The following is a 22,464-nucleotide window of genomic DNA, read 5'->3' as shown; positions in this document are numbered from 1 at the left end:
CGAGTCCAGAAGGTTTCGTGTCAGGTTTCGGGACAGCATCATCGTATCGCGCCTTCTCCTGCCCCGGCTTTGGCTCGCGGAGGGCGTCCCCCTCTCCGTCCCGGCTTCGCCGGGCCACCTCTCCCCCACTTTCGTGGGGGAGAGGAAATCAGGTCGGCGCTGGCCTCACCCCTCCAACCAAACCTTCTCGAAATGCTGCTCCAGCGCCTGGTGCTGTTCGCAGCCTTCCACCCCCTTGCGGTAGGTACGGTAGACCGAGCGCCAGTAGGGCTGGATGATGATGCCGGACTCGCGCAAATTCTTCTCGATGCCGGCCATGATCTCCTTGCGCTGGGCGGCGTCGGGGGTGGCGAGCGCCTTGTCGAGCAGCTCGTCGAACTCCTTCGAGGCATAGGCGCTTTCGTTCCAGGCGGCGCCGGATTTATAGGCCAGCGCCAGCACCTGGACGCCGAGCGGGCGGCCGAGCCATTCGGTGCAGGAGAAGGGATATTTGCTCCAGTCGTTCCAGAAGGTGGCGGCGGGCAGCACGGTGCGCTTGATCTTGAGGCCGGCCTCGCGCATCTGCGCGGCGATCGCGTCGCCGGTGCTCTTTTGCCATTCGACGTCGACCGAGATGAGGTCGTATTCATGGTCCGCCTTGCCGGATTCGGCCAGCAGCTTCTTCGAGGCGTCCACGTCGCGCTTGGCCGGGCCGATATCGGCATATTCAGGGTGCATGGGGCCGACATGGTGGTTGTCGGCGGGCTTGCCGCGGCCGCCGAGGCCGAGCGCCAGCACGGCCGAATTGTCGACGGCGAGCTGGGCGGCGCGGCGCACCTTGACGTCGTCATAGGGCGCGTTGGCGACGTTGAAGCGGGCGACGATGGTGGAGCCGGTGGCGATCTCGGAATTCTTCAGGCCCATCTGCTCGGTCTGCGAGACGGCATCGGAGGCGGTCTCGTGGTCGGTGTCGATCTCGCCGGATTCGAACGCCGACAGCATGGCGTTGGGGTCGGAGCCGTAATCGATCCACTGGATCCCATCCAGGTGGAATTCGCCCTTCCACCAGGGCTTGTCCTTGCGCTTCACCTCGGCTCCCGTCTCGGCGTCCCACTTCACCAGTTCGCAGGGGCCGGTGGTGATGGAAAGCGCCTTCAGTGGGTCGCCATCGCCCTCATAAGAGCGGTGCATGATCAAAGCGGGATAGTCGGCCATGCCGGCGATCAGCGAAATGTCCGGCTTGGGCAGGTTGAGCCTGATCGTGTGGTCGTCGACCTTCTCGATGCCGCCATCGACCACCTTCTTGGTGTCGGCGTTGACCAGCGCACCCATGCGCGCGGCGACCGAATTGCCGGCAACACCGGCTTCGCACCAGCGGGTGAGGTTGTGGACGACATCGTCGGCGTTGAAGGCGTCGCCGTTCGACCAGGTGATGCCCTTGCGCACATGCAGCGTGAGCGTCTTGGCGTCGTCGCTCATCTCCCATTTTTCGAGCAGCCAGGGCTCGAAAGAAAAATCGGTGTTCCAGCGCACCAGATATTCGTTGCAGTGGCGCGCGACATTGGACATTTCGACGCCGTCGAAGGTGCGCGGGTCCTTGAAACCCTTGACGTTCATGGCAACGCGCAGCACGCCGCCCTTCTTGGGCTCCGCCGCGCGGGCGGGCGTGGGCGCCAGCCCGCCCAGGGCAAAAGCGCCGGCGGCGCTGACGCCGAGCCCGGCCATCAGCGCCAGATATTCGCGCCGGTTGATGCCGCCGCTCCTGAAATCCTCGGCGACGGGTTTGGCCCGCGGGTGCAGTTTCCTGTCGGTCAGCATGAATTTCATCGTCGTTCCCTCTTGTTGGGCGCCCGGCCGACCGCGTGCGCGGGGGCGAATGCGGCTCGCCGGACGCCATTGCCTGAGGGATGATAGGGCGAGCTTACGCAGCGGAGTGTTCTGGAATCCGCAGGACTTGTGCGCTGCTCCGCAGGAGGTTCGCATGAAGGGGGCGCGCGAAGGCCTTCACCTTCGTCATCCACGGGCCTGCGCGGCGTCGCTGCGCTCCTTGCTTCGCCCGTGGATGACGAGGTCACCCCCAGATCATCAGCGCGGCCAGCCCGACGATGCCGACCACCAGCCGCCACCAGCCGAACAGCGCATAGCCCTTGCGCGAGACGTAATCGAGCAGCAGGCGTACCACCAGCAGCGCGGTGACGAAGGCGGCGACGAAGCCGACGGCGATGATCGGCAGGTCGGCCGACGTCAGCACGTTGCGGTTCTTGAACAGGTCGAAGGCGAAGGCGCCGACCATGGTGGGGATGGCGAGGAAGAAGGAAAATTCCGCCGCCGCCCGCTTGTCGACGCCAAGCAGCAGCGCGCCGACGATGGTCGAGCCCGAGCGCGAGGTGCCGGGGATCAACGACAGGCACTGGAACAGACCGATCTGCAGGTAAAGCCGGGTCGGGAAGCGTTCGACGTCGCGGTACATAGGCTTGAGCTTCATGCGGTCGACGGCGAGCAACACCACGCCGCCGATGATCAGCATGATGCAGATCAGCCGCGGCGATTCGAACAGGATGGTCTTGATGAAATCATGCGCCAGCGCGCCGATGATGGCCGCCGGCAGGAAGGCGATAAGGATGCCGATGACGAAATGCCGCGTCAGCCGGTCATGCGGCAGGTCGAGCAGCATCTGCCACAAGCGCCGGAAATAGACGCTCAGAATGGCCAGGATGGCGCCGAGCTGGATCAGGATCTCGAAGGCCTTGCCGGTCGAGTGGAAGCCGAGAAAATGGCCGGCGAGCAGGATATGGCCGGTCGAGGACACCGGAATGAACTCGGTCAATCCCTCCAGCAGACCGAGCAGCAGGGCTTCGACGATTGTCTGGCTTTCCATTGGCTACCTCGGCATTCGCTGGATGGGCTGACAGGGCTTGCTTGTCATGGCGCCGAACTCCCCCTATAGGTCGCAACACCCTGACGGCCCGCTTACCGGGCGGCCAAGACTTACCGGTGCGCCCGGCGATTCGCCAGTGTGGCAATCCGGAATTCGCCATACCCGGGAGGAGCGCGATGCGCGAATTCCGGATTCTGAGCCACACTGCCAACTTCAAGTTCTGGTGTGGTTTGAATTTGAAGTTCCTGAACGCGGATGCCGTTGAGGGGACAGGAACTTCAAATCCAAACCACCAGTGCGCTTTATCATCGCGGAACCATGCTGACGCTTTTCCATCATCCCATGTTCGCCTCCTGCCGGTTCGTGCGCCTCGCTTTCGGCGAGTATGGCGAGGAGCTGGCGCTGATCGAGGAGAAGCCGTGGACGCGGCGCAAGGAGTTCTTGGCGCTGAACCCGGCCGGCACGCTGCCGATCCTTTTGGCCGAGGGCGATGTGCCGATCGTCGGCGCCACGGTCATCTCGGAATATCTCGACGAGACGCGCGGCGTCCTGAAGCGCGACAAGCGCCTGTTCGCCGAGGACCCGATGCAGCGCGCCGAGATCCGCCGGCTGACCGACTGGTATCTCCACAAGGCCGAGAGCGAAGTCACCCGGCATCTGGTGCGCGAGCGCGTGCTGAAGCCGGTCATGCCGGAAACCGCCGGCGGCGGCTCGCCCGATTCGGCCGCCATCCGCGCGGCGCGGGCCAACATCCGCCAGCACATGAAATACACCAACTGGCTGGCCGGCACCCGCCACTGGCTGGCCGGCTCGAGGGTCACCTATGCCGATCTCGCCGCCGCCGCCACCCTTTCGGTACTCGACTATCTCGGCGAGATCGACTGGCGCGAGCACACTGCCGCGCGCGAATGGTACACGCGGGTCAAGTCGCGGCCTTCGTTCCGGCCGCTGTTGACCGACCGGGTGCGCGGCCTGTCGCCGGTGTCGCATTATGCGGACCTCGACTTCTGACGCCGCAAAACTGCGCGCGCTGATCGACGCGCAGGCGCGGCACGCCGGTTTCGAGGCGGTCGCCGTCACCACCCCCGATGCGATCCCGCTGGCGCCGGCCCGGCTCGCTGCCTTCGTCGCGGACGGGTTCCACGGCTCCATGGGCTGGATCGCCGAGACGCTGCAACGCCGCAGCGAGCCGTCAAGCCTGTGGCCGCAGGTGCGTTCGATCGTCGTGCTGGCGATGAATTACGGGCCGGACCACGATCCGCGCGACCTGTTGGCCAGGCGCGACCGGGGCGCGATCTCGGTCTACGCGCAAAACCGCGACTATCATGACGTGATGAAGGGCCGGCTGAAGGAAATCGCCGGCAAGATCGTCGCGCGGGCGGGAGGCGACGTCAAAGTCTTCGTCGATACGGCGCCCGTCATGGAAAAGCCGCTGGCCGAGGCCGCCGGGCTCGGCTGGCAAGGCAAGCACACCAATCTGGTCAGCCGGCAGCATGGTTCCTGGCTGTTCCTCGGCACCATCTTCACGACGGCCGAACTGGTTCCAGACCTGCCGGAGGAGGACCATTGCGGCTCCTGCCGCGCCTGCCTCGACGCCTGCCCGACCCACGCCTTCCCGGCGCCCTACCGGCTCGATGCGCGGCGCTGCATCTCCTATCTCACCATCGAGAACAAGGAGCCGATCCCGCATGAATTCCGCGAGGCGATCGGCAACCGCATCTATGGCTGCGACGACTGTCTCGCCGCCTGCCCATGGAACAAGTTCGCCAAGGTGGCGTCCGAGGCCAAGCTCGCCGCGCGCGAGGACCTACGCGAGCCGGCGCTGGCCGATCTTCTGCGGCTGGACGACGCGGCCTTTCGCGCGTTCTTTTCCGGTTCGCCGATCAAGCGCATCGGCCGCGACCGCTTTGTCCGCAACGTGCTGATCGCCGCCGGCAATTCCCGCGATGCCGCGCTTGCCGGCGCCGTGCGCGCCTTGCTAGCCGACGCCTCGCCGCTGGTGCGGGGCGCGGCAATATGGGCGCTGGCGCGGCTGGTGCCCGAGGCCGAATATGCCGAACGCGCCGCGACCGGCCTGGAAACCGAGAGCGACGCGGCCGTGCGCGAGGAATGGGCGCGGCCGATTCCAGCCAGGGCGCCTGCATGAGTGAAAAGCGGATATTCATCTTCGGCGCCGGCTATTCGGGTCAGGCTTTTGCGCGCGCCAACCGGGATTCCGCCACGACGGTCCGCGGCACGACGCGCTCCGCGGAGAAATTCGAGGCGCTCCGCCAGGCCGGCATCGCGCCGCTGCTGTTCGATGGCGCGCTGACCGGCGAAATCAGCGATGCGCTGGCGACAACAACCCATCTGGTGATCTCGATCGCGCCCGAGGAGGCCGGCGATCCCGTGCTGAATGCCGCCCGCGAGGCGATCGTGCGGATGCCTGCGCTCGAATGGATCGGCTATCTCTCCACCGTCGGCGTGTATGGCGACCATGGCGGCGCCTGGGTCGACGAGACGGCGCAATGCCGGCCGGTGTCGAAACGCTCGGCGATGCGCGTGGCGGCCGAGCAGGACTGGCTGCGGCTTGGCCGCGAGACTGGCCGGCCGGTGGCGGTGCTGCGGCTCTCCGGCATCTACGGCCCGGGCCGCAACGCCTTGGTCAATCTGGAAAACGGCACCGCGCGGCGGCTGGTCAAGCCCGGCCAGGTGTTCAACCGCATCCATTGTGACGATATAGCCGGCGCGCTGTGGCATCTCATCGGGGATAATACGGGCGGCATCTTCAACGTCACCGACGATGAGCCGTCGCCGCCGCAGGACGTCGTGGCCTATGCCGCCGCGCTGATGGGCGTCACACCGCCGCCCGAAATTCCCTTCGAGGCCGCCCAACTTTCGCCCATGGCGCGGTCCTTCTATGGCGAGAACAAGCGCGTCGCCAACGCGGCGCTCAAGGCGGCGGGCTACCGGTTCCGCTTCCCGGACTACCGCGCCGCCTTCGACCACATATGGGCAAGCGGCGACTGGCGCGACGGCGCGCCGCGCAGCCCGATGAAACGCTGACGCATGCCGGGAAACACGTGCCACGGTTTCGGTCGGAATGCCTCGGAAAAGAAAACAGGGCGGTTGACCGGTTTGTGAAAAACGGAACCGCTCCGGCGATCGAAGCAACGTCCATTGCGTGCTATGATTCGGGCTTGGGTTTGCGGCGGGGGTTCATGGAGACAGCGATGCGGCTCGGCAAGCGTTTACAGCTGGCGGCGGCTTTTGGCCTGCTCGCCCTCACAAGTCTCGCCGCGCGGCCGGCAATGGCCGAGGAACGGGCAAAGGACCTGTTCGGCGCCGAGAGATTGCCGACTGCGACCGCCCCGCAATCCTTCGGCTTCTACTCCAAGGGCTGCTTTGCCGGCGGCGTCGCCATCCCCATGGACGGCCCGACCTGGCAGGTGATGCGGCCGTCGCGCAATCGCCGCTGGGGCCATCCGGCGATGATCGCGCTGGTCGAGAAACTGTCGCGCGATGCCGTCGCCGACGGCTGGCCGGGCCTTTTGATCGGCGACATCGCGCAGCCGCGCGGCGGCCCGATGCTGACGGGCCATGCCTCGCACCAGATCGGGCTCGATGCCGACATCTGGCTGACGCCGATGCCCAGCCGGCCGTTGTCGATGGCGCGGCGCGAGACGATGAGCGCGACCTTGATGGTCGACGAAAAGACGCATCTGGTGAAGGACGCGCTGTGGACGTCGGCGCATACGCGGCTTTTGAAGCGCGCGGCGAGCTATCCCGAGGTCGAGCGCATCCTGGTCAATCCCGGCATCAAGAAGAAGCTCTGCGACACCGTCAGGGGCGACCGCTCCTGGCTGCGCAAGATCAGGCCGTTCTGGGGCCACGACTATCATTTCCACATGCGCATCGGCTGTCAGCCGGGCTCGCCCAACTGCAAGGCGCAGGAAGCGACCCCGGCCGACGACGGCTGCGGCAAGCCGCTGGCCTGGTGGTTCACGCAGGAACCGTGGCGGCCCAACAAGAACCCGGATGCGCCCAAGGCGCGCGACCTGATGACCATGGCGAACCTGCCGAGAGAATGCCGCGCCGTGCTCGACGCGCCCGGGCCGGCCTCGGTCGAGGCCGCCACCTATCATGGCGGCGCCGTACCGGTCGCGGTCGCCGCGCCCGAACCCGAAGCGCCGTCGCTGCCCGCCACCGCGGCCAGCGGCACGGCCGGCCTGCCAGGCATGGTGAACGCCTTCACCGCGACGCCCGAGATCGGCGTGCCGGTGCCGCGGCCACGGCCGGGAAACTGACCGCGTCAGTTGACGCCCCGGCGCTTCGCCGCCGTTCATTCGTTCCCCGCGAGCAGGAGGGCCGGCATTGCAAACGCAGGATATAGGCCTTCGCCGCGTCGTCCGGTGGGTGGCCCTTCTGAACCTGGGCTACTTCATCGTCGAGTTCGCCGTGGCATCTGCGATCGGCTCCGTGTCGCTGTTCGCGGACAGCGTCGATTTCCTGGAAGATGCCTCGCTCAATTTGCTTATTCTCGTTGCCCTGGGCTGGGGCGCCCGCAGTCGCGCAAGGGTCGGCATGGCTCTGGCGGCGATTCTTCTGGTGCCCGCGTTGGCAACGCTCTGGACGGCTTGGGCCAAGTTCAACCTGCCGGTCGCGCCGTCGCCGCTGCCGCTGTCTCTTGCGGGCGCCGGGGCTTTGGCCGTGAATCTGTCTTGCGCGTTCATGCTGGCGCGCTTCCGCCATCACGGCGGCAGCCTGACAAAGGCCGCGTTCCTCTCCGCGCGGAACGACGCCTTTGCCAACGTCGCCATAATCGCCGCGGGCCTTCTCACCGCGGTGATCTGGCATTCCGCGTGGCCCGACCTGATTGTCGGCCTGGGAATTGCCGCCATGAACGCCGATGCGGCCCGCGAGGTCTGGTCCGCTGCCCGCGAGGAGCACAAGGCGGCAGCCTAGTCGCGGCCGTTCGACTTCATAAATCGGTCGTGCGCACCATCGGTTTCGAAAACCGTTTCCCTTTTCAAACTCATGCGCTAGTCAACGGGAGAACGGCAATGAGCCGTCGGGCGCCGGGGACGGACGAGAAAGCATGCCAAACACAGGCGACGACGACACGGCGCTGCGGTTCCCGATCCTGATCGGCGACATCGGCGGCACCAATGCGCGCTTCTCGGTCGTGCTCGACGCCAATTCGGAAGCCGGCGAGCCGGCGATCGTCCAGACCGCCAGCTACAACACAATCGACGAGGCGATCCAAGCGGCGGTGCTCGACCGCTCCTCGGTCCGCCCCAATTCGGCGGTGCTGGCGGTGGCCGGCCCGGTCGATGGCGACGAGATCGAGCTCACCAATTGCCCGTGGATCGTCAAGCCCCGGCAGATGTTCGCCAGCCTCGGCCTCAGCGACATCGTCGTGCTCAACGATTTCGAGGCGCAGGCGCTGGCCGTCGTGGCGCTCGGCGAAGAGCACATGGAAAAGATCGGCGGCGGCGCGCCGGAGCCCAATGCCGGCCGCGTGGTGCTCGGTCCCGGAACCGGGCTCGGCGTCGCCGGGCTGGTGCACGCGCTGCGCCACTGGATCCCGGTGCCCGGCGAGGGCGGCCATATGGACATCGGCCCGCGTTCTAGCAGGGATTTCGAGGTTTTCCCGCATATCGAGAAGATCGAGGGCCGCATTTCGGGCGAGCAGATCCTGTGCGGACGCGGTCTGGTCAACGTCTACCGGGCGGTGGCCAAGGCGGACGGCAAGCCGTCGCCCTTCACCACGCCGGCCGAGATAACCGCAGCGGCACTTGCCAGGGCCGATCCGGTTGCGCAGGAAGCGCTGGAGATATTCGTCACCTGCCTTGGGCGCACCGCCGGCGATCTCGCCTTGGTGTTCATGAGCCGCGGCGGTGTGTTTCTCACCGGCGGCATCGCGCAGAAGATCGTGCCGGCGCTGAAACAGGGCAATTTCCGCGCCGCCTTCGAGGACAAGGCCCCGCACAGCGAATTGATGCGCACCATGCCCGTCTATGTCATCACCCATCCGCTGGCGGCCCTTCTGGGCCTCGCCGCCTACGCCAGGAACCCTTCGCTGTTCGGCGTGCAGACCGCGGGCCGCCGCTGGCAGGCCTAGGCTGGGTCGCATGACGGACCAGGCGTCCGTCCGGTCCCCGCGACGAAGTTAATCAGCCGCAGGCATAGGCAAGCCGGCCGCTTGGCGCTAAGAGGGGCGCCAGAAGGGATGCCGTGTGCAGCCCGTCCCACCAAGCGGAAACCACGAAGCGCTCCCGATTTGACACTCCAAGCTCCACATAAGCAGAAAGCCACCCCTGGCGAGGTCTGGGCGGTGCTGCGCCGTATCATCGCCGAGAACGGCCGCGACTATTTGTGGTCCTACATCTTTGCCGGGGCCTGCCTGCTGGCGGTGTCCGCCACGACCGCTTTCACCGCCTGGATCATGAGCCCGGTCGTCAACCAGATCTTCTATGAGCGGCGCGGCGATCTGATCGTGTGGATTTGCGCCGGCGTCATGGGCGCCTTTCTCGTGCGCGGTTTCGCCGGCTACGGCCAGGCGGTGACGCTGGCGACCGTCGGCAACAATCTGGTTGCGCGCTACCAGCGCCGCATCTTCGATCACCTGATGAAGCTCGGCGTCGGTTTCTTCAACGACACGAGATCGGGCCGGCTGGCGGCGCAGGTCAACGAGAACGTCAACGGCATTCGCGACCTGCTGTCGATGACGCTGACGTCGATCGCGCGCGACGGGGTGACGCTGTTCGGGCTGCTCGGCGTCATGATCTACCAGGATCCGGTCCTGTCGCTCAGCTCGCTGGTGATCGGGCCGCCGCTCATCTACACCGTTGTCTACCTGATGCGCCGGGTGCGCCGCATCACCCGCGAATCGGTGCAGATCAACTCCCGGCTGATCGGCGCCATGCAGGAAGCCACGCAAGGCATCGCCATCGTCAAGGCCTTCACCATGGAGGACGAGCTATCGCGACGCATCAGCCAGCTCGCCAACAGCGCCGAGCACCGCGGCAACAAGATCGCCCGGGTTTCGGAACGGCTGTCGCCGATTTCCGACATGCTGGCCGGTCTCGCCGTCACCGGCGTCATCGCCTATTCCGGCTATCGTGCGCTCGTCCTCGGGCAGCCGCCGGGCGCCGTCTTCTCCTTCATCACCGCGCTGATGCTGGCCTACGACCCGGCAAGGCGGCTGGCGCGCATGCAGGTCGGCATGGAGCGCGCTTTGGTCAATGCGCGCATGATCTACGAAATCCTCGATCTCGAGCCGCAGCAGGGCGATGCGCCGGGAGCCGCCGAGGCCAATTTCACCACGGGCGAAGTGCGGTTCAACAATGTGAGCTTCCGCTATGTCGAGGAGGCACCGGTCCTGCAGGACCTCAGTTTCGTCGCCGCCGCCGGCAAGATGACGGCCATCGTCGGCGCCTCCGGCGCCGGCAAGACGACGCTGGTGGCGCTGCTGCAGCGTTTCTACGACGTCGAGTCGGGCACGATCGAGATCGACGGCCAGGACATTTCCAAGATCACCAAGCAATCGCTGCGCAGCTCCATCGCCTATGTTTCGCAGCAGCCCTATCTGTTCGAAGGCACCATCCGCGATAACATCCGCTATGGCCGGCTCTCCGCCACAGATGCCGAGATCGAGCAGGCCGCGCGACTGGCCCAGGCCGACGGCTTCATCCGCCAGCAGCCGCTGGGCTACGACACGCCCGTCGGCGAAAACGGCGCGTCGCTGTCGGGCGGCCAGCGCCAGCGTGTGTCGATCGCCCGCGCCATCGTCCGCCAGGCGCCGATCCTGCTGCTCGACGAGGCGACCTCGGCGCTTGACAATGAGGCGGAAGCCAAGGTCCAGGAAGCGCTGACCCACGTCATGGAGGGGCGCACCACCATCGTCATCGCCCACCGGCTGTCGACGGTGGTCAATGCCGACCACATCATCGTGCTGGAACAGGGCCATCTGGTCGAACAGGGCACCCATGCCTCGCTGATGGCCGACCCGCACAGCGTCTATTCCCGCTTCCACCGGGTGCAGGGCAGGAAGGGCCTGGGGCTTGTCGATGACGGCGCGCCGATCCAAACTCCGGCGCCAGGGCCGACGCAACCTATCGAGACGCAGGGCATCGCCGGGAGCGCGAGATGAGTGAAACGCCGACAGCCGACAGACCCGCGGGCGATATGGGCCTGGTGGTGGTGGGCGCCGCCGGCCGCATGGGCCAGACGCTGATCCGCGCCATCCACACAATGCCGGGCGCACGCGTCGCCGGCGCGATCGAGCGGCAAGGATCGCCCTATCTCGGCAAGGATGCGGGCGAGCTTGCCGGCATCGGCATCATCAATGTGCCGATATCGGACGATCCGCTGCCGGCCTTCGCCGGGGCGGACGGCGTGCTCGATTTCACCGCCCCGGCTGCGACCGTCGAATTCGCCGGCTATGCGGCGCAGGCGCGCATCGTCCATGTCATCGGCACGACCGGCTGCTCGGTCGACGACAATGCCAGGATCGCCGCCGCGGCGCGCCATGCGACGATCGTCAAGTCGGGCAATATGAGCCTCGGCGTCAATCTCCTGGCGGTGCTGGTCGAACAGGCCGCGCGCGCCCTCGACGCCGGGGATTTCGACATCGAGATCCTCGAAATGCATCACAGGCACAAGGTCGACGCGCCGTCCGGCACCGCTCTGCTGCTGGGCGAAGCCGCCGCCGCGGGGCGTGGCGTGCCGCTTGCCGGCAACGATGTGCGCGTCCGCGACGGCCACACCGGCGTGCGCAAGCCGGGCTCGATAGGCTTCGCAACCCTGCGCGGCGGCTCGGTGGTCGGCGACCACAGCGTGATCCTGGCCGGCACCGGCGAACGTATCACGCTGGCCCACCATGCCGAGGACCGCACCATCTTCGCCCGCGGCGCCGTCAAGGCAGCCCTGTGGGCGCATGGCAGGAAGCCCGGCCTTTACTCGATGCGGGACGTGCTCGGGCTTGCCTGAAACGACCCCGGACCATCTTCATCCACATGCAATTCCGGACAGAAAACCGCTTCCCACTTCTGCTGGAATTGCTCAGATCCCAGAGGAGCAAAAATGTCGAGAACCCTCGTGCTCGTGCGCCATGGCCAGAGCGAATGGAATTTGAAGAACCTGTTCACCGGCTGGCGTGACGTCGACCTGACCGAACAGGGCCACGCCGAGGCCAAGGCAGCCGGGCAGAAGCTCAAGGCACGCGGCCTGAAGTTCGACATCGCCTTCACCTCGGCGCTGGTCCGGGCGCAAAAAACCTGCCAGCACATTCTTGACGCCGTCGGCCAGAGCGACCTGGAAACCGTCCGCGACCAGGCGCTGAACGAGCGCGACTATGGCGACCTCTCCGGCCTCAACAAGGACGACGCGCGCAAGAAATGGGGCGAGGAGCAGGTGCATGTCTGGCGCCGCTCCTACGACGTGCCGCCCCCCGGTGGCGAAAGCCTGAAGGACACCGGCGCCCGCGTCTGGCCTTATTACCTGCACGACCTCCAGCCGCATGTGCTGCGCGGCGGCACGGTCCTGGTCGCCGCCCACGGAAATTCGCTGCGTGCGCTGATCATGGCGCTGGACGGCAAGTCGGGCGAGGAGATCGTCAAGCTGGAGCTCGGCACCGGCGTGCCGGTCATCTACACGCTCAACGCCGATTCCACCGTGGCGTCGAAGGAAGTGCTGGAGGGCTGACCGGCAAGCGTCCCGGTCACCAAATTGTCAAAGTCGGCGCCGCCCCTCATTGTCCTGCCGGACATTTCTCCCCGTATAGTGACGGGGAGAAAGGGCTGGCCGCAACGCTGGTGATTGGCGAAACCGTTGATGAAAGCGCCCCTCTCCCCGTCACTATACGGGGAGAGGATGCCGGCAGGCAGGTGAGGGGCGGCGCCAACGCCCGAAACTGAGCCGGCGCGCGGCAGCCCTCGAAAAAAAAACCGCGTTGACACACACCGCTCGCCCGCTTATTGAGCCCGCACCAGCCCAGATGGCGGAATTGGTAGACGCGCACGGTTCAGGTCCGTGTTCCGCAAGGAGTGGAGGTTCGAGTCCTCTTCTGGGCACCAAATTCCCGTCTCTGAACCGTTCGACGGTTCAGAGACTCGCAGAAAAAGCCCGGCTCGTCCGGGCTTTTTTGTTGCCTGTGCGACCGATCGCCTGGTCATTCCCGCCGACAGAAAGCCGCAGGGATTTGCCCGACATCATGCGCACGCCCGGCGGGAAACGTGCGCTGTCGATGACCGTGCCCTTATCGCACGGACCCTGTCACCGTCCGGTCGACGGCGGGAACGGATTTGCGGTCGTTGCCGGCAAGTGCGGCGATGATCAGCAGGCTGGCGACGACCGGGACGAACAGGACCGCCACGCGGGCTTGCACGTAAAGAATGGCGCGCCATTCATTGCGCTTGTCAGGGCTGTCGCTCATCATACACTCTCTGTCATGCCCCTCCCGGGCGCTGACATAGCGACGAACGGTTAAACAACCCCTTCCGAAATCGTTAATCGGCGGGAATTGCGCTGGTTCAGTTCAATCCGATCCGCTTTGCGCCTTGCCGGAACAATGCCTCCGCGTCCGCCTCGAAACGGAACGTGCCGATGAAATCGTCGGCGCGGTAGTCCGGCAGCGCCTTGCGAAGGGCGGCGGCGAAATTGCGTGCCTCGTCGAGCCGCCCGGCCAGCGCCAGGCAGTGTGCTGCGATCGCCAGGATGATGGCATGGGCATTGGGCCGCGCCGCCGCCTTCAGCGCCCATTCTGCCGCTTCCTCGAACTGGCCGAGCCGCACATGCGACATGGCGCGCGCGCCCAGCATGCCGAACAGCAGCGGGTCGAAAGGGCTGAGATGGCGCGAATGGTCGGAAGAGCCGATCGCCGCCTGCGGATCGCCTGACTGCGAGTGGACGAAGGACAGCGCATAGTGGCCGAGCGCGAAATTGGGGCTGAGCTCCACTGCCCGTTCCAATTCGAAGAGCGATCCGTCCTGTTCGCCGCGCAGCCACAGCGCCCGGCCCATCGCCCAGTGCGCGGCAGGGTTCTGTTCGTCAACCAGGAGACTGTGCCCCGCTGTCTCGTAGGCTAGCGCGCTTTCGTGGTCGCGGTCGCCCCAGCGCTGGAAAGCGCTTTGCCAATGGGTGAAGGACAGGCCGGCATGGGCGCGGGCGAAGGTCGGGTCGAGCGCCGTCGCCACGCTGAAGAAATGCTGCGCCAACTCGTTTTCCGGCTGGGTGAAGCGATACATGTGCCAGAGGCCGCGGTGATAGGCCTCCCAGGCGTTGAGCGAGTTGGGCGCCTTCAGCATGGCGCGGTTGCGCTCGACCGTCTCGATCTCGGCCGAGATAGACGAGACGATCGCGTTGCCGATATCGTCGAGCACGCCGAAGAGATCGTCGGCCCGGCGCTCGAAGCTCTCGGCCCAGACGATCCTGGCCGTGCGAACCTCGATGAGCTCGACGGCGATGATGACGCGGCCGGCCACGGTGCCCACCGTGCCGGTGGCGACATAGTCCACATTCAGCTGCCGCCCCGCTTCCTGCGGCGCGATGTTTTTCTCGGCGAGCGCGAAGACCGAGCCGCGCGCGATGACGAAGAAATCCCTGAGCTTGGCCAGACGCGTGATGATGTCATGGGTCAGGCCGTCGGCGATCCCGCCGCGCGTGCCGCAAGGGCCGGCAGTCTCGACGAACGGCATCACCGCCAGCGAGGCGTGGCTGGGCTCCACGCCCGCCGGAGCGGGCGACGGCGGCGATGCCGCGATGCCGGCGGGCTGCGCCGAAAGCCGATCTACCGCCGGCCGATCTATCGACGGCCGATCTTCCGCTGGCCGATCTTCCGCTGGCTTGTCGCGCAGCGCCTGCCAGGCCGCGCGCACCGGTCCGAAGTCGAGCCCTTCCGATTGGAACAATTGCGCCGTCGCCGTCAGGTGCTGCTCGGCCGCGCCGATGGCGCCGCGCCCGGCCAGATGCGTGAGCAGCGCCAGATGCGCGCGGCCGTCGAACGGCGCCAGCTCCACCCACCGGTCAAGACCGGCTGCTGCCGCCTCCGAACCGGGCGGAACCGCCGCGACAAGGTGCTCCAGCACGGCGGCGTGAGACGACTGGAAGCGGCGGCGCTGCGCGATCAGCCAACTCTCGAAAAACGGACTGCGGTCGAGCTCCAGACCGTCGAGAAAGTCGCCGGCGAACAGCTCCGACAGCGATCGAAGGCGCTCGGCGTCGAGCGAGGCGATCCCTTGCGCGGCGGCGGCGCTAACCTCTAGCGCGTCGACGAAACAGCCGTCGAGGCGCAATGCGACCGTGTCGTCCTGTGTCTCGACCCGACGGTGCCCCGGCTCGTCGAGGACGGCGCGAAGCTTGCTGAGGCACCAACGCAACTCGCCCCTGGGGTCGTTCGGAACATCCCACAAGAGCTCGCACAGCCGAGCGCGTCCCACCGGATGCGGGGCCAGCGCCAGATAGGCAAGCAGCGCGCGCAGCTTGCGCGATGCCGGCAATTCGGCCCGCACGCCATCGCGCACGACCGCAAACGGCCCGAGCAGGCGCACGGCAAGAGCGGGCTTGCCGCGATCCAGGCTCGGTCGAGCGGATTCCACGTGCATTTCCACGCTTGCTCCCACGCTTCCTCCCACGTTGGCCGGTCGGCCCTCGTTTTATCACCGAACACGGCATGAACGCACCCGGTTGCGAGTTGCGCGCCGGGATGCGGGCAGCCGCATTGCCGGCACGTCGAGCGACCCTAGCGCGGCAAGGTCTCGAAACCTCGCCGCCCAAGCCGCCGGTTTGTAACCGGCCCGTGACCGCAAGGTACCAACACAGACGAGGAGACAGATATGTTGCAGCAAGCAAGAATCAGAACCACGGCCGGCCGCGGCCGCCTGTTCGACAGCATTTTGGACACGGTCGGCGACACGCCGGTCATCCGCATCAACAATCTTGGCCCGGCCCACGCGACGATCTACGTCAAGGCCGAGTTCTTCAACCCGGCTGCCTCGGTGAAGGACCGGCTGGCGCTCAACATCATCGAGGAGGGCGAGCGCAGCGGCGCGTTGAAGCCGGGCCAGACCATCGTCGAGGCGACCAGCGGCAACACCGGCATCGGGCTCGCCATGGTCTGCGCGCAGAAAGCCTATCCGCTGGTCGTCACCATGGCCGACAGCTTTTCCGTCGAGCGCCGCAAGCTGATGCGCATGCTGGGTGCCAAGGTGGTGCTGACGCCGCGCGCCGAAAAGGGGTTCGGCATGTACAAGAAGGCCGTGGAGCTGGCCGAGGCCAATGGCTGGTTCCTGGCGCGACAGTTCGAAACCAGGGCCAACGCCGCCATCCACGAGGCGACGACGGCGCGCGAGATCATCAATGATTTCGCCGGCTCGCGGCTCGATTGCTTCGTCACCGGCTACGGCACTGGCGGCACCGTGGTCGGCGTGGCGCGCGTGCTGCGCCGTGAGCGGCCGGATGTCCGTATCATCCTGTCCGAGCCGGCCAACGCCCAGCTCATCGGCAGCGGCAAGGCGCAGCAGCGCGGTGTCGACGGGGCGCCCGCCGCCAGCCACCCGGCCTTCGAGCCGCATCCGATCCAGGGCTGGACGCCTGATTTCATCCCCAACGTGCTGCAGGAAGCGGTCGATGCCGGTCTCTATGACGAGGTGATGCCGATCGCCGGGCCCGAGGGCATCAAATGGGCCAAGGCGTTGGCGCAGAAGGAAGGCATCTTCACCGGCATTTCCGGCGGCGCCACCTTCGCCGTGGCGCGGCAGGTCGCCGAGAAGGCGCCGGCCGGATCGGTGATCCTGTGCATGCTGCCCGACACCGGCGAACGCTACATGACGACGCCGCTGTTCGACGGCATCGATGCCGAGATGGACGCCGACGAGATGGCGCTGTCGCGCTCGACGCCCGGCTGCCAGTTCCCGGCGGCTTGACGGGAGGCTGTCATGGACGTCGCGCAGGAAACCCTTGGCATTGTGGCCGAGGAGACGCTTGACCCCCTGGACTGGGCCGATGTGCAGGCCCTGTCGCACCGGGTCATCGACGATGCCGTCGACTATCTGCGCGCCGTGCGCGACCGTCCGGTCTGGCGGGAGGTGCCGGCTGACGTGAGGGAGGTCTTCGCCGCGCCCCTGCCGCGAACGCCGGCGCGGCTGGCCGCCGTCTATGGCGAGGTCTCCCGCACCGTGATGTCATACCCGATGGGCAACATCCATCCTCGCTTCTGGGCCTGGTACATGGGCTCGAGCAACTTCACCGGCGCGCTCGGCGATTTCCTGGCGGCGATCCAGGGTTCCAACCTCGGCGGCGGTAACCATGCCGCCGGGCTGATGGACTGCCAGGTCGTCAACTGGTGCAAGCAAATGCTGGGGTTTCCCGTCTCGGCCAGCGGCACGCTGGTCAGCGGCGGTTCGATGGCCAACATGATCGGGCTGACGGTGGCGCGCAACGTCAAGGCCGGCATCGACGTGCGCGAGCACGGCGTTGCCGCCATCGAGAAGCCCCTGCGCTATTACGGCTCGGACCAACTCCATTCCTGTCACCGCAAAGCCATGGAGGCGCTCGGCCTCGGCAACCGGGCCTTGCGGCGAATACCGACCGATTCCGGGCTGCGCATCGACATCGCCGCCTTGCGGGCGGCAATTGCCGAGGATCGTCAGGCGGGCTTCAAACCGGCCTGCGTCATCGGCAATGCCGGCACGGTAAACACCGGAGCGATCGACGACCTGCGGGCGCTTGCCAAGCTGGCGCATGATGAAGACCTCTGGTTCCATGTCGATGGCTGCATCGGCGCCCTGGTCGCCATCGCTCCGCAGAACGCCCATCGCGTCGCCGGCATCGAATGGGCCGATTCGATCGCGCTCGATCCGCACAAATGGCTGCACGCGCCGTTCGAGGCCGGCTGCGCCCTGGTCAGGGACGCCCTCGCGCATCGCCGTACCTTCGCCGTGACGCCCGAATATCTGGAATCGACGCCGCGTGGTCTCGCCTCCGGCGAATGGCTGCACGACTATGGTTTGCAGACGTCGCGCGGCTTTCGCGCGCTCAAAGTATGGATGGCGCTGAAGGAGCATGGCGTCGACAAATTCGGCCGCCTGATCGACCAGAACATCGCGCAAGCGGCCTATCTCGCCGGATTGATCGAGGACGAGCCGTCGCTGGTGCTGATGGCGCCGACCACGATCAACATCGTCTGCTTCCGGCATCGGCTTGCCGGGGCGTCCGGCGAGGAGCTTAAGCGGTTCAACACGGAGATCATGCTGCGTTTGCAGGAACAAGGCATTGCGGCACTGTCGGACACGACGGTGCAAGGCCAGCATTGCCTGCGCGTGGCGATCACCAACCACCGGACCCGGCGCGACGATCTTCACCTGCTGGTGCGGGAAACGCTGCGGCTGGGACGCCAGATCGCGGCGGAGGCGGCTTCCTAGTTCGCGGCGGCCATGCGAGTCTGCCGGCATGATTCGAAAGGTCCAATCGTGACGCTCTTTCGCGCGGCCACACTCGCGGCATTGGTTTTCACCACCTCGGCTGGGGCTGCCGACATGGCTTTCTTCGTCAAGAACCAGCGCGGGCAGGCCGTTGCGGTCGAACTGTTCAGCCGCGACCGCGAAACGGTCTGGCCGGGCGACGACAAGGTGTTCCTGATCGATCCCGGCTCACGCAAATCGGTGCCGATTTCGTGCAATGAGGGCGAACGCATCTGCTACGGCGCGTGGGTCAACGGCAATGACGCCATCTCGGCCGGCGTCGGCCCGGACAACGACCGGCCCTGCGACGATTGCTGTTTCATCTGCGTGGACCATTCGACCGAGACCGTCGACCTGGTCGAGTAGCGCCAATCTCCCCAAAATTAGTCCGGGATTGTCGCGGTCGACCCCTTTAGCGATCGCTCGCCCCGTGCAATGCCCGCAAGGCGGCCGGGTGGGCCGTTTATTTTTTGGGGGATATCATGTTCTACGCCCATGCGCGCCGCTCGCTGGCCGCGCTGTCTCTTGCCATGCTGCTGGTACCGTCGGCCCATGCCGGCGACGTCACCTTCGCCATCAAGAACAGCCATCCCAATGCCATGCGCCTCGAGCTCTACAGCCAGGACCGCGACTATGCGTGGCCGGGCAACGGCAAGGATTTCTACCTCGATGACGGCGAGACCAGGCAACTGCCGGTCTCTTGCGACGAGGGCGAATCGATCTGCTACGGCGCCTGGGTCGACGGCGACGAAGGCACCTATTGGGGCGTCGGCCCCGGCGACAAGGAAAAATGCGACGATTGCTGCTATACCTGCAGCGGCGGCGAGACCGAGGAGATCGAACTGGTTCCCTGACCGGCTTGCCAGCTTGACGCTTTTCCTGCCTGGGGCATAGCCTGCAAGAACAGCACCCAAAGCACGCCGCATCCAGGCGGCGTGCGTCAGGCAACAGGAGCAAGGCGATGGCAGGTCCGGTCGAGGGCGAGAAGATAGACGTCGGCTTTGCCGGCCGGCGCTGCATCCATTCGCGCAATTGCGTGCTGGGCGATCCGCATGTCTTCGTGCCGAACGCGCCGGGAGAGTGGATCCATCCCGACGCGGCCACCGTCGAGAAGATCGTCGCCATTGCCGAAAGCTGCCCGTCAGGCGCCATTACCTATGTCAGGAAGGATGGCGGGCCGCAGGAAAGGCCGCCGGTGGTCAACACCGTGCGCATCAGGGAAAACGGCCCGCTGGCCGTCCACGCCGAGATTATGCTCGACGGCGAGACGTTACACCGCGCCACGCTCTGCCGCTGCGGCGCGTCGCAGAACAAGCCGTTCTGCGACGGCAGCCACAACAAATCAGGTTTTGCCGCCACCGGCGAGCCGGCGCTGAAGGACACGCCGGCGCTGGACGCGCGCGACGGGCCACTCAAGGTTACGCCGACGAAAGACGGGCCGCTCAAGCTCGAAGGCAATATGGAAATCGTCACCGGCACCGGCCACACGGTCGACCGAACGCAACGCGCCTTCCTGTGCCGCTGCGGCCATTCGGCGAACAAGCCGTATTGCGATGGGTCGCATAAAAAGGTTGGGTTCGTGGGGTAGGTTGACCCTGCCATTGAAGCTGCCAATCTCCCCCCTCGTGGGGGAGATGTCCGGCAGGACAGAGGGGGGCGCCGTAGAGCGCGAACCGCAATAGCCACCGGGCACCGAGCATCACAATGCCTCATACCCTATTGTCTCCAACGTATCGCGCAAACGTCCTGCGCTTCTGGAATGACGATGTCGTCCGCAACATCGACAACGTCTGCCAGCGCATTGTGAATACGGTCGGGCTTGCAGATGCGTCGTCGACCAATCCGCTGGAGGGGCCGTAACCGCAGAAGGTAGGCGGGACAGCGCCCCCCTCTGGCCTGCCGGCCATCTCCCCCACGAGGGGGGAGATCGAACTCTTCCCGTGGCCCAGCGCTCGCTGCTTTATCAGCCCGTCCGTATCGGCTAAGGGCTGGGTCAGAGAAATCTGCTCGTCCGGACCTGCTAAAAAATGACCACCAAGACCAAGCCAAAACCTCTTTTCCTCGGCATCGACACCGGCGGCACCTATACCGATGCCGTGCTGTGGTCCGAAACCGAAGGCCCGCAGAGCGGGCCGAACAAGGGAAAGGTGCTGGCCAAGGCCAAGGCTCTGACCACCAGGCACGATCTCGCCGTCGGCATTTCCGGCGCCGTCGACGCGGTTCTGGAAAAAGCGGTCACCGATCCGGCCGCCATCAAGCTTGTCTCCATGTCGACGACGCTTGCCACCAACGCGCTGGTCGAGGGCCAGGGCGGCCGCGTCGCGCTGGTGATGATCGGCTTTTCCGAGGCGGACCTTGCCCGCGATGGGCTGAAGGCGGCATTGGGCACCGATCCGGTCGTGTTCTGCCCTGGCGGTCATGATGTGCACGGCAATACCGCCAAGCTCGACCTGTCCGGGCTCGAGGCGGCGCTGCCCGGACTCGGCGGCTCGGTCTCGGGCTTTGCCGTCTGCGCCTATTTCGCCACCCGCAACCCGGCGCACGAGATCGCCGCCCGCGAGCTGATCCGGGAGAAAACCGGCCTGCCGGTCACCGCGAGCCATGAATTGTCGGCCAAGCTCGGCGGCCCGCGCCGGGCGCTGACGACGCTGCTCAACGCCCGGCTGATCTCGATGATCGACCGGCTGGTGGCGGCGACCGAAGGCTTTCTCGAGGCGCGCGGCATCGCCGCGCCCCTGATGGTGGTGCGCGGCGACGGTGCGCTGGTGTCGGCGGCGTTCGCCCGCCAGCGGCCGATCGAGACCATTCTCTCCGGCCCGGCCGCCAGCCTGGTCGGCGCGCACCACATGACCGGATTGGAAAACGCGGTGGTTTCCGACATCGGCGGCACCACCACCGACGTTGCGGTGCTCGACAAGGGACGGCCGCGGCTCGATCCGGAAGGCGCCACCGTCGGCGGCTTCCGCACCATGGTCGAGGCCGTCGCCATGCGCACCTTCGGCCTCGGCGGCGATTCCGAAGTAGCGTTGGAAGACGGCGCTCTCAACCCCAGGCTCCTGCTTGGACCGCGCCGGCTGGTGCCACTGGCGCTGGCCGGCATGGTGCATCGCGAGGCCGTTCTGGCGGAACTCGAGCGCCAGCTGCGCGCGCCGAACACCGGCCGCATGGACGGCCGTTTCGCGGTGCGCACCGGCGTGCCCGACCGTCTTGCCGCCGGGCTGACGGCTCCGGAAGCAAGGCTCTATGAAGCGATCGGCGCAATGCCCTTGCCCCTCGACAGGCTTTTGACCTCGAATGCCCAGAGCGCTACCCTGAACCGCCTGGTGTCGCGCGGGCTGGTGCACATTTCAGGTTTCACGCCGTCGGATGCGGCGCATGTGCTTGGCAAGCAGGCGAACTGGGATGCCGCGGCCGCCCGCCTCGGCGCAGAGCTGTTTGCCCGCAAGCGCGACGGCCGCGGCCAGGCGATCGCGGCCTCTCCCGAGGCGATTTCGGAGCGCGTGCTGGCGGCGCTGACGCGCTGGTCGGCCGAATATATCCTTCAAACCGCCTTCGCCGAGGACGGGCTCGACGGCGCGGCCACCGTTGCGCATGCGCTGGTGCAGCGCGCCGTCGACGCGCATCCCGGCATTGCGCGCCTGAGCGTCGCCCTCGACCGGCCGGTGATCGGCCTCGGCGCCTCGGCGCCGCTGCACTATGCCGGACTCCCGCCATTGGTCGGCAATGACTGCGTGGTGCCTGATGACACCGATGTCGCCAACGCGCTCGGCGCCGTTGTCGGCCAGGTCCGGGTATCGGCGGAGGCGCGCGTCAGCCAGCCCAAGGAAGGTCTGTTCCGTCTTGCCTCGGGCGAAACCGTGCGCGATTTCCTCGACGAGGCGGCGGCGATCGCGGCCGCCGAGGCCGATGTGCGCGCCATCGTCGCGGAGCGCGCCAGGGATGCCGGCACCGACAGCGCCGAGATCGACGTCGCGACCGAATTCCGCGTCTCCACCGTCGAAGCCCAGCGTATGTTCATCGAGGCGCATGTGGTGGCGGTGGCTTCGGGCAGGCCACGGATCGCGGTGTGATGGAGGGTGTAATCTCCCCCCTTGTGGGGGAGATGGCCGGCAGGCCAGAGGGGGGCGCTGTCCCGCCAGCGTCTCGGAGCAGCGCCCGCTCATACTC

20 protein-coding genes and 1 tRNA gene are annotated in these 22,464 nt (G+C 66.6%); 17 read left to right on the top strand and 4 right to left on the bottom strand.

Annotated features, from left to right (window positions below; all coding sequences use genetic code 11):
* Positions 1-165: 165 nt before the first annotated feature.
* Both FJ973_RS01715 and FJ973_RS01710 read right to left on the bottom strand, forming a co-directional pair.
* Positions 166-1,806, bottom strand: a complete 1,641-nt coding sequence (locus FJ973_RS01715) for an ABC transporter substrate-binding protein (RefSeq protein ID WP_140554694.1) — start codon at positions 1,804-1,806, stop codon at positions 166-168.
* 244 nt (positions 1,807-2,050) lie between these two features.
* Complete coding sequence (locus tag FJ973_RS01710) at positions 2,051-2,857, bottom strand: undecaprenyl-diphosphate phosphatase (RefSeq protein ID WP_140524368.1); 807 nt, start codon at positions 2,855-2,857, stop codon at positions 2,051-2,053.
* Between the two features lie 318 nt (positions 2,858-3,175).
* On the opposite strand from FJ973_RS01710, the gene FJ973_RS01705 reads away from it, so the two are divergent.
* The 10 genes from FJ973_RS01705 to FJ973_RS01655 all read left to right on the top strand — a co-directional run bounded on the left by FJ973_RS01705 (position 3,176) and on the right by FJ973_RS01655 (position 12,915).
* The gene (locus FJ973_RS01705; RefSeq protein WP_140491712.1) at positions 3,176-3,868 is read left to right on the top strand and encodes a glutathione S-transferase family protein; all 693 of its coding nucleotides are present in this window, start codon (positions 3,176-3,178) and stop codon (positions 3,866-3,868) included.
* Positions 3,849-5,003: a tRNA epoxyqueuosine(34) reductase QueG gene (queG, locus tag FJ973_RS01700; protein WP_140554693.1), complete on the top strand. Its 1,155-nt coding sequence runs from the start codon at positions 3,849-3,851 to the stop codon at positions 5,001-5,003. Before FJ973_RS01705 ends, queG begins: the two co-directional genes overlap by 20 nt.
* Positions 5,000-5,902, top strand: a complete 903-nt coding sequence (locus FJ973_RS01695) for an SDR family oxidoreductase (RefSeq protein WP_140554692.1) — start codon at positions 5,000-5,002, stop codon at positions 5,900-5,902. The genes queG and FJ973_RS01695 overlap by 4 nt, the downstream gene beginning before the upstream one ends.
* Before the next feature lie 155 nt (positions 5,903-6,057).
* Positions 6,058-7,143 carry a penicillin-insensitive murein endopeptidase gene (mepA, locus tag FJ973_RS01690; RefSeq protein WP_140554691.1) on the top strand — a complete coding sequence of 362 codons (1,086 nt, stop codon included), beginning with the start codon at positions 6,058-6,060 and terminating at the stop codon, positions 7,141-7,143.
* A 67-nt stretch (positions 7,144-7,210) separates the two neighbouring features.
* Entirely contained in the window at positions 7,211-7,801 is a 591-nt protein-coding gene (locus tag FJ973_RS01685) for a cation transporter (RefSeq protein ID WP_140491703.1), read from the top strand.
* Positions 7,802-7,934: 133 nt separating this feature from the next.
* The gene (locus tag FJ973_RS01680; RefSeq protein ID WP_140554690.1) at positions 7,935-8,960 is read left to right on the top strand and encodes a glucokinase; all 1,026 of its coding nucleotides are present in this window, start codon (positions 7,935-7,937) and stop codon (positions 8,958-8,960) included.
* A gap of 108 nt (positions 8,961-9,068) precedes the next feature.
* The gene (locus FJ973_RS01675; RefSeq protein ID WP_140524356.1) at positions 9,069-10,991 is read left to right on the top strand and encodes an ABC transporter ATP-binding protein; all 1,923 of its coding nucleotides are present in this window, start codon (positions 9,069-9,071) and stop codon (positions 10,989-10,991) included.
* Positions 10,988-11,830, top strand: a complete 843-nt coding sequence (gene dapB, locus FJ973_RS01670; RefSeq protein WP_140554689.1) for a 4-hydroxy-tetrahydrodipicolinate reductase — start codon at positions 10,988-10,990, stop codon at positions 11,828-11,830. Before FJ973_RS01675 ends, dapB begins: the two co-directional genes overlap by 4 nt.
* Positions 11,831-11,923: 93 nt before the next feature.
* Entirely contained in the window at positions 11,924-12,544 is a 621-nt protein-coding gene (locus FJ973_RS01665) for a 2,3-bisphosphoglycerate-dependent phosphoglycerate mutase (RefSeq protein ID WP_140491695.1), read from the top strand.
* A gap of 286 nt (positions 12,545-12,830) precedes the next feature.
* Positions 12,831-12,915, top strand: a tRNA-Leu gene (locus FJ973_RS01655).
* Positions 12,916-13,097: 182 nt separating this feature from the next.
* Here the strand turns inward: FJ973_RS01655 and FJ973_RS01650 are convergent.
* Both FJ973_RS01650 and FJ973_RS01645 read right to left on the bottom strand, forming a co-directional pair.
* Entirely contained in the window at positions 13,098-13,274 is a 177-nt protein-coding gene (locus FJ973_RS01650) for a hypothetical protein (protein ID WP_181165187.1), read from the bottom strand.
* Positions 13,275-13,371: 97 nt separating this feature from the next.
* Positions 13,372-15,441, bottom strand: a complete 2,070-nt coding sequence (locus FJ973_RS01645) for a transcriptional regulator (RefSeq protein WP_140554956.1) — start codon at positions 15,439-15,441, stop codon at positions 13,372-13,374.
* A gap of 231 nt (positions 15,442-15,672) precedes the next feature.
* Here FJ973_RS01645 and FJ973_RS01640 point away from each other — a divergent pair, with 231 nt between their 5' ends.
* The 7 genes from FJ973_RS01640 (at position 15,673) to FJ973_RS01610 (ending at position 22,367) form a co-directional block, all read left to right on the top strand.
* Complete coding sequence (locus tag FJ973_RS01640; RefSeq protein WP_140554688.1) at positions 15,673-16,761, top strand: pyridoxal-phosphate dependent enzyme; 1,089 nt, start codon at positions 15,673-15,675, stop codon at positions 16,759-16,761.
* A 12-nt stretch (positions 16,762-16,773) separates the two neighbouring features.
* Positions 16,774-18,258 (top strand): aspartate aminotransferase family protein, encoded by a 1,485-nt coding sequence (locus FJ973_RS01635; protein WP_140554687.1) that lies wholly within the window; start codon positions 16,774-16,776, stop codon positions 18,256-18,258.
* Positions 18,259-18,306: 48 nt separating this feature from the next.
* Positions 18,307-18,663, top strand: a complete 357-nt coding sequence (locus tag FJ973_RS01630; RefSeq protein WP_140554686.1) for a hypothetical protein — start codon at positions 18,307-18,309, stop codon at positions 18,661-18,663.
* A gap of 116 nt (positions 18,664-18,779) precedes the next feature.
* Positions 18,780-19,151 (top strand): hypothetical protein, encoded by a 372-nt coding sequence (locus FJ973_RS01625; protein WP_140554685.1) that lies wholly within the window; start codon positions 18,780-18,782, stop codon positions 19,149-19,151.
* Positions 19,152-19,258: 107 nt separating this feature from the next.
* Entirely contained in the window at positions 19,259-19,885 is a 627-nt protein-coding gene (locus FJ973_RS01620; RefSeq protein WP_140514175.1) for a CDGSH iron-sulfur domain-containing protein, read from the top strand.
* 116 nt (positions 19,886-20,001) lie between these two features.
* A complete protein-coding gene (locus tag FJ973_RS01615) occupies positions 20,002-20,157 on the top strand; it encodes a DUF559 domain-containing protein (RefSeq protein ID WP_140491671.1) in 156 nt (51 codons plus the stop codon).
* Between the two features lie 167 nt (positions 20,158-20,324).
* Complete coding sequence (locus FJ973_RS01610) at positions 20,325-22,367, top strand: hydantoinase/oxoprolinase family protein (protein ID WP_140554684.1); 2,043 nt, start codon at positions 20,325-20,327, stop codon at positions 22,365-22,367.
* Positions 22,368-22,464 lie beyond the last annotated feature (97 nt).

The organism is Mesorhizobium sp. B2-1-3 (genome assembly GCF_006442495.1).
Classification (GTDB): domain Bacteria; phylum Pseudomonadota; class Alphaproteobacteria; order Rhizobiales; family Rhizobiaceae; genus Mesorhizobium.
The sequence above is the reverse complement of the archived record's forward strand: the minus strand, read 5'-3'. Positions and strand labels throughout refer to the sequence as shown.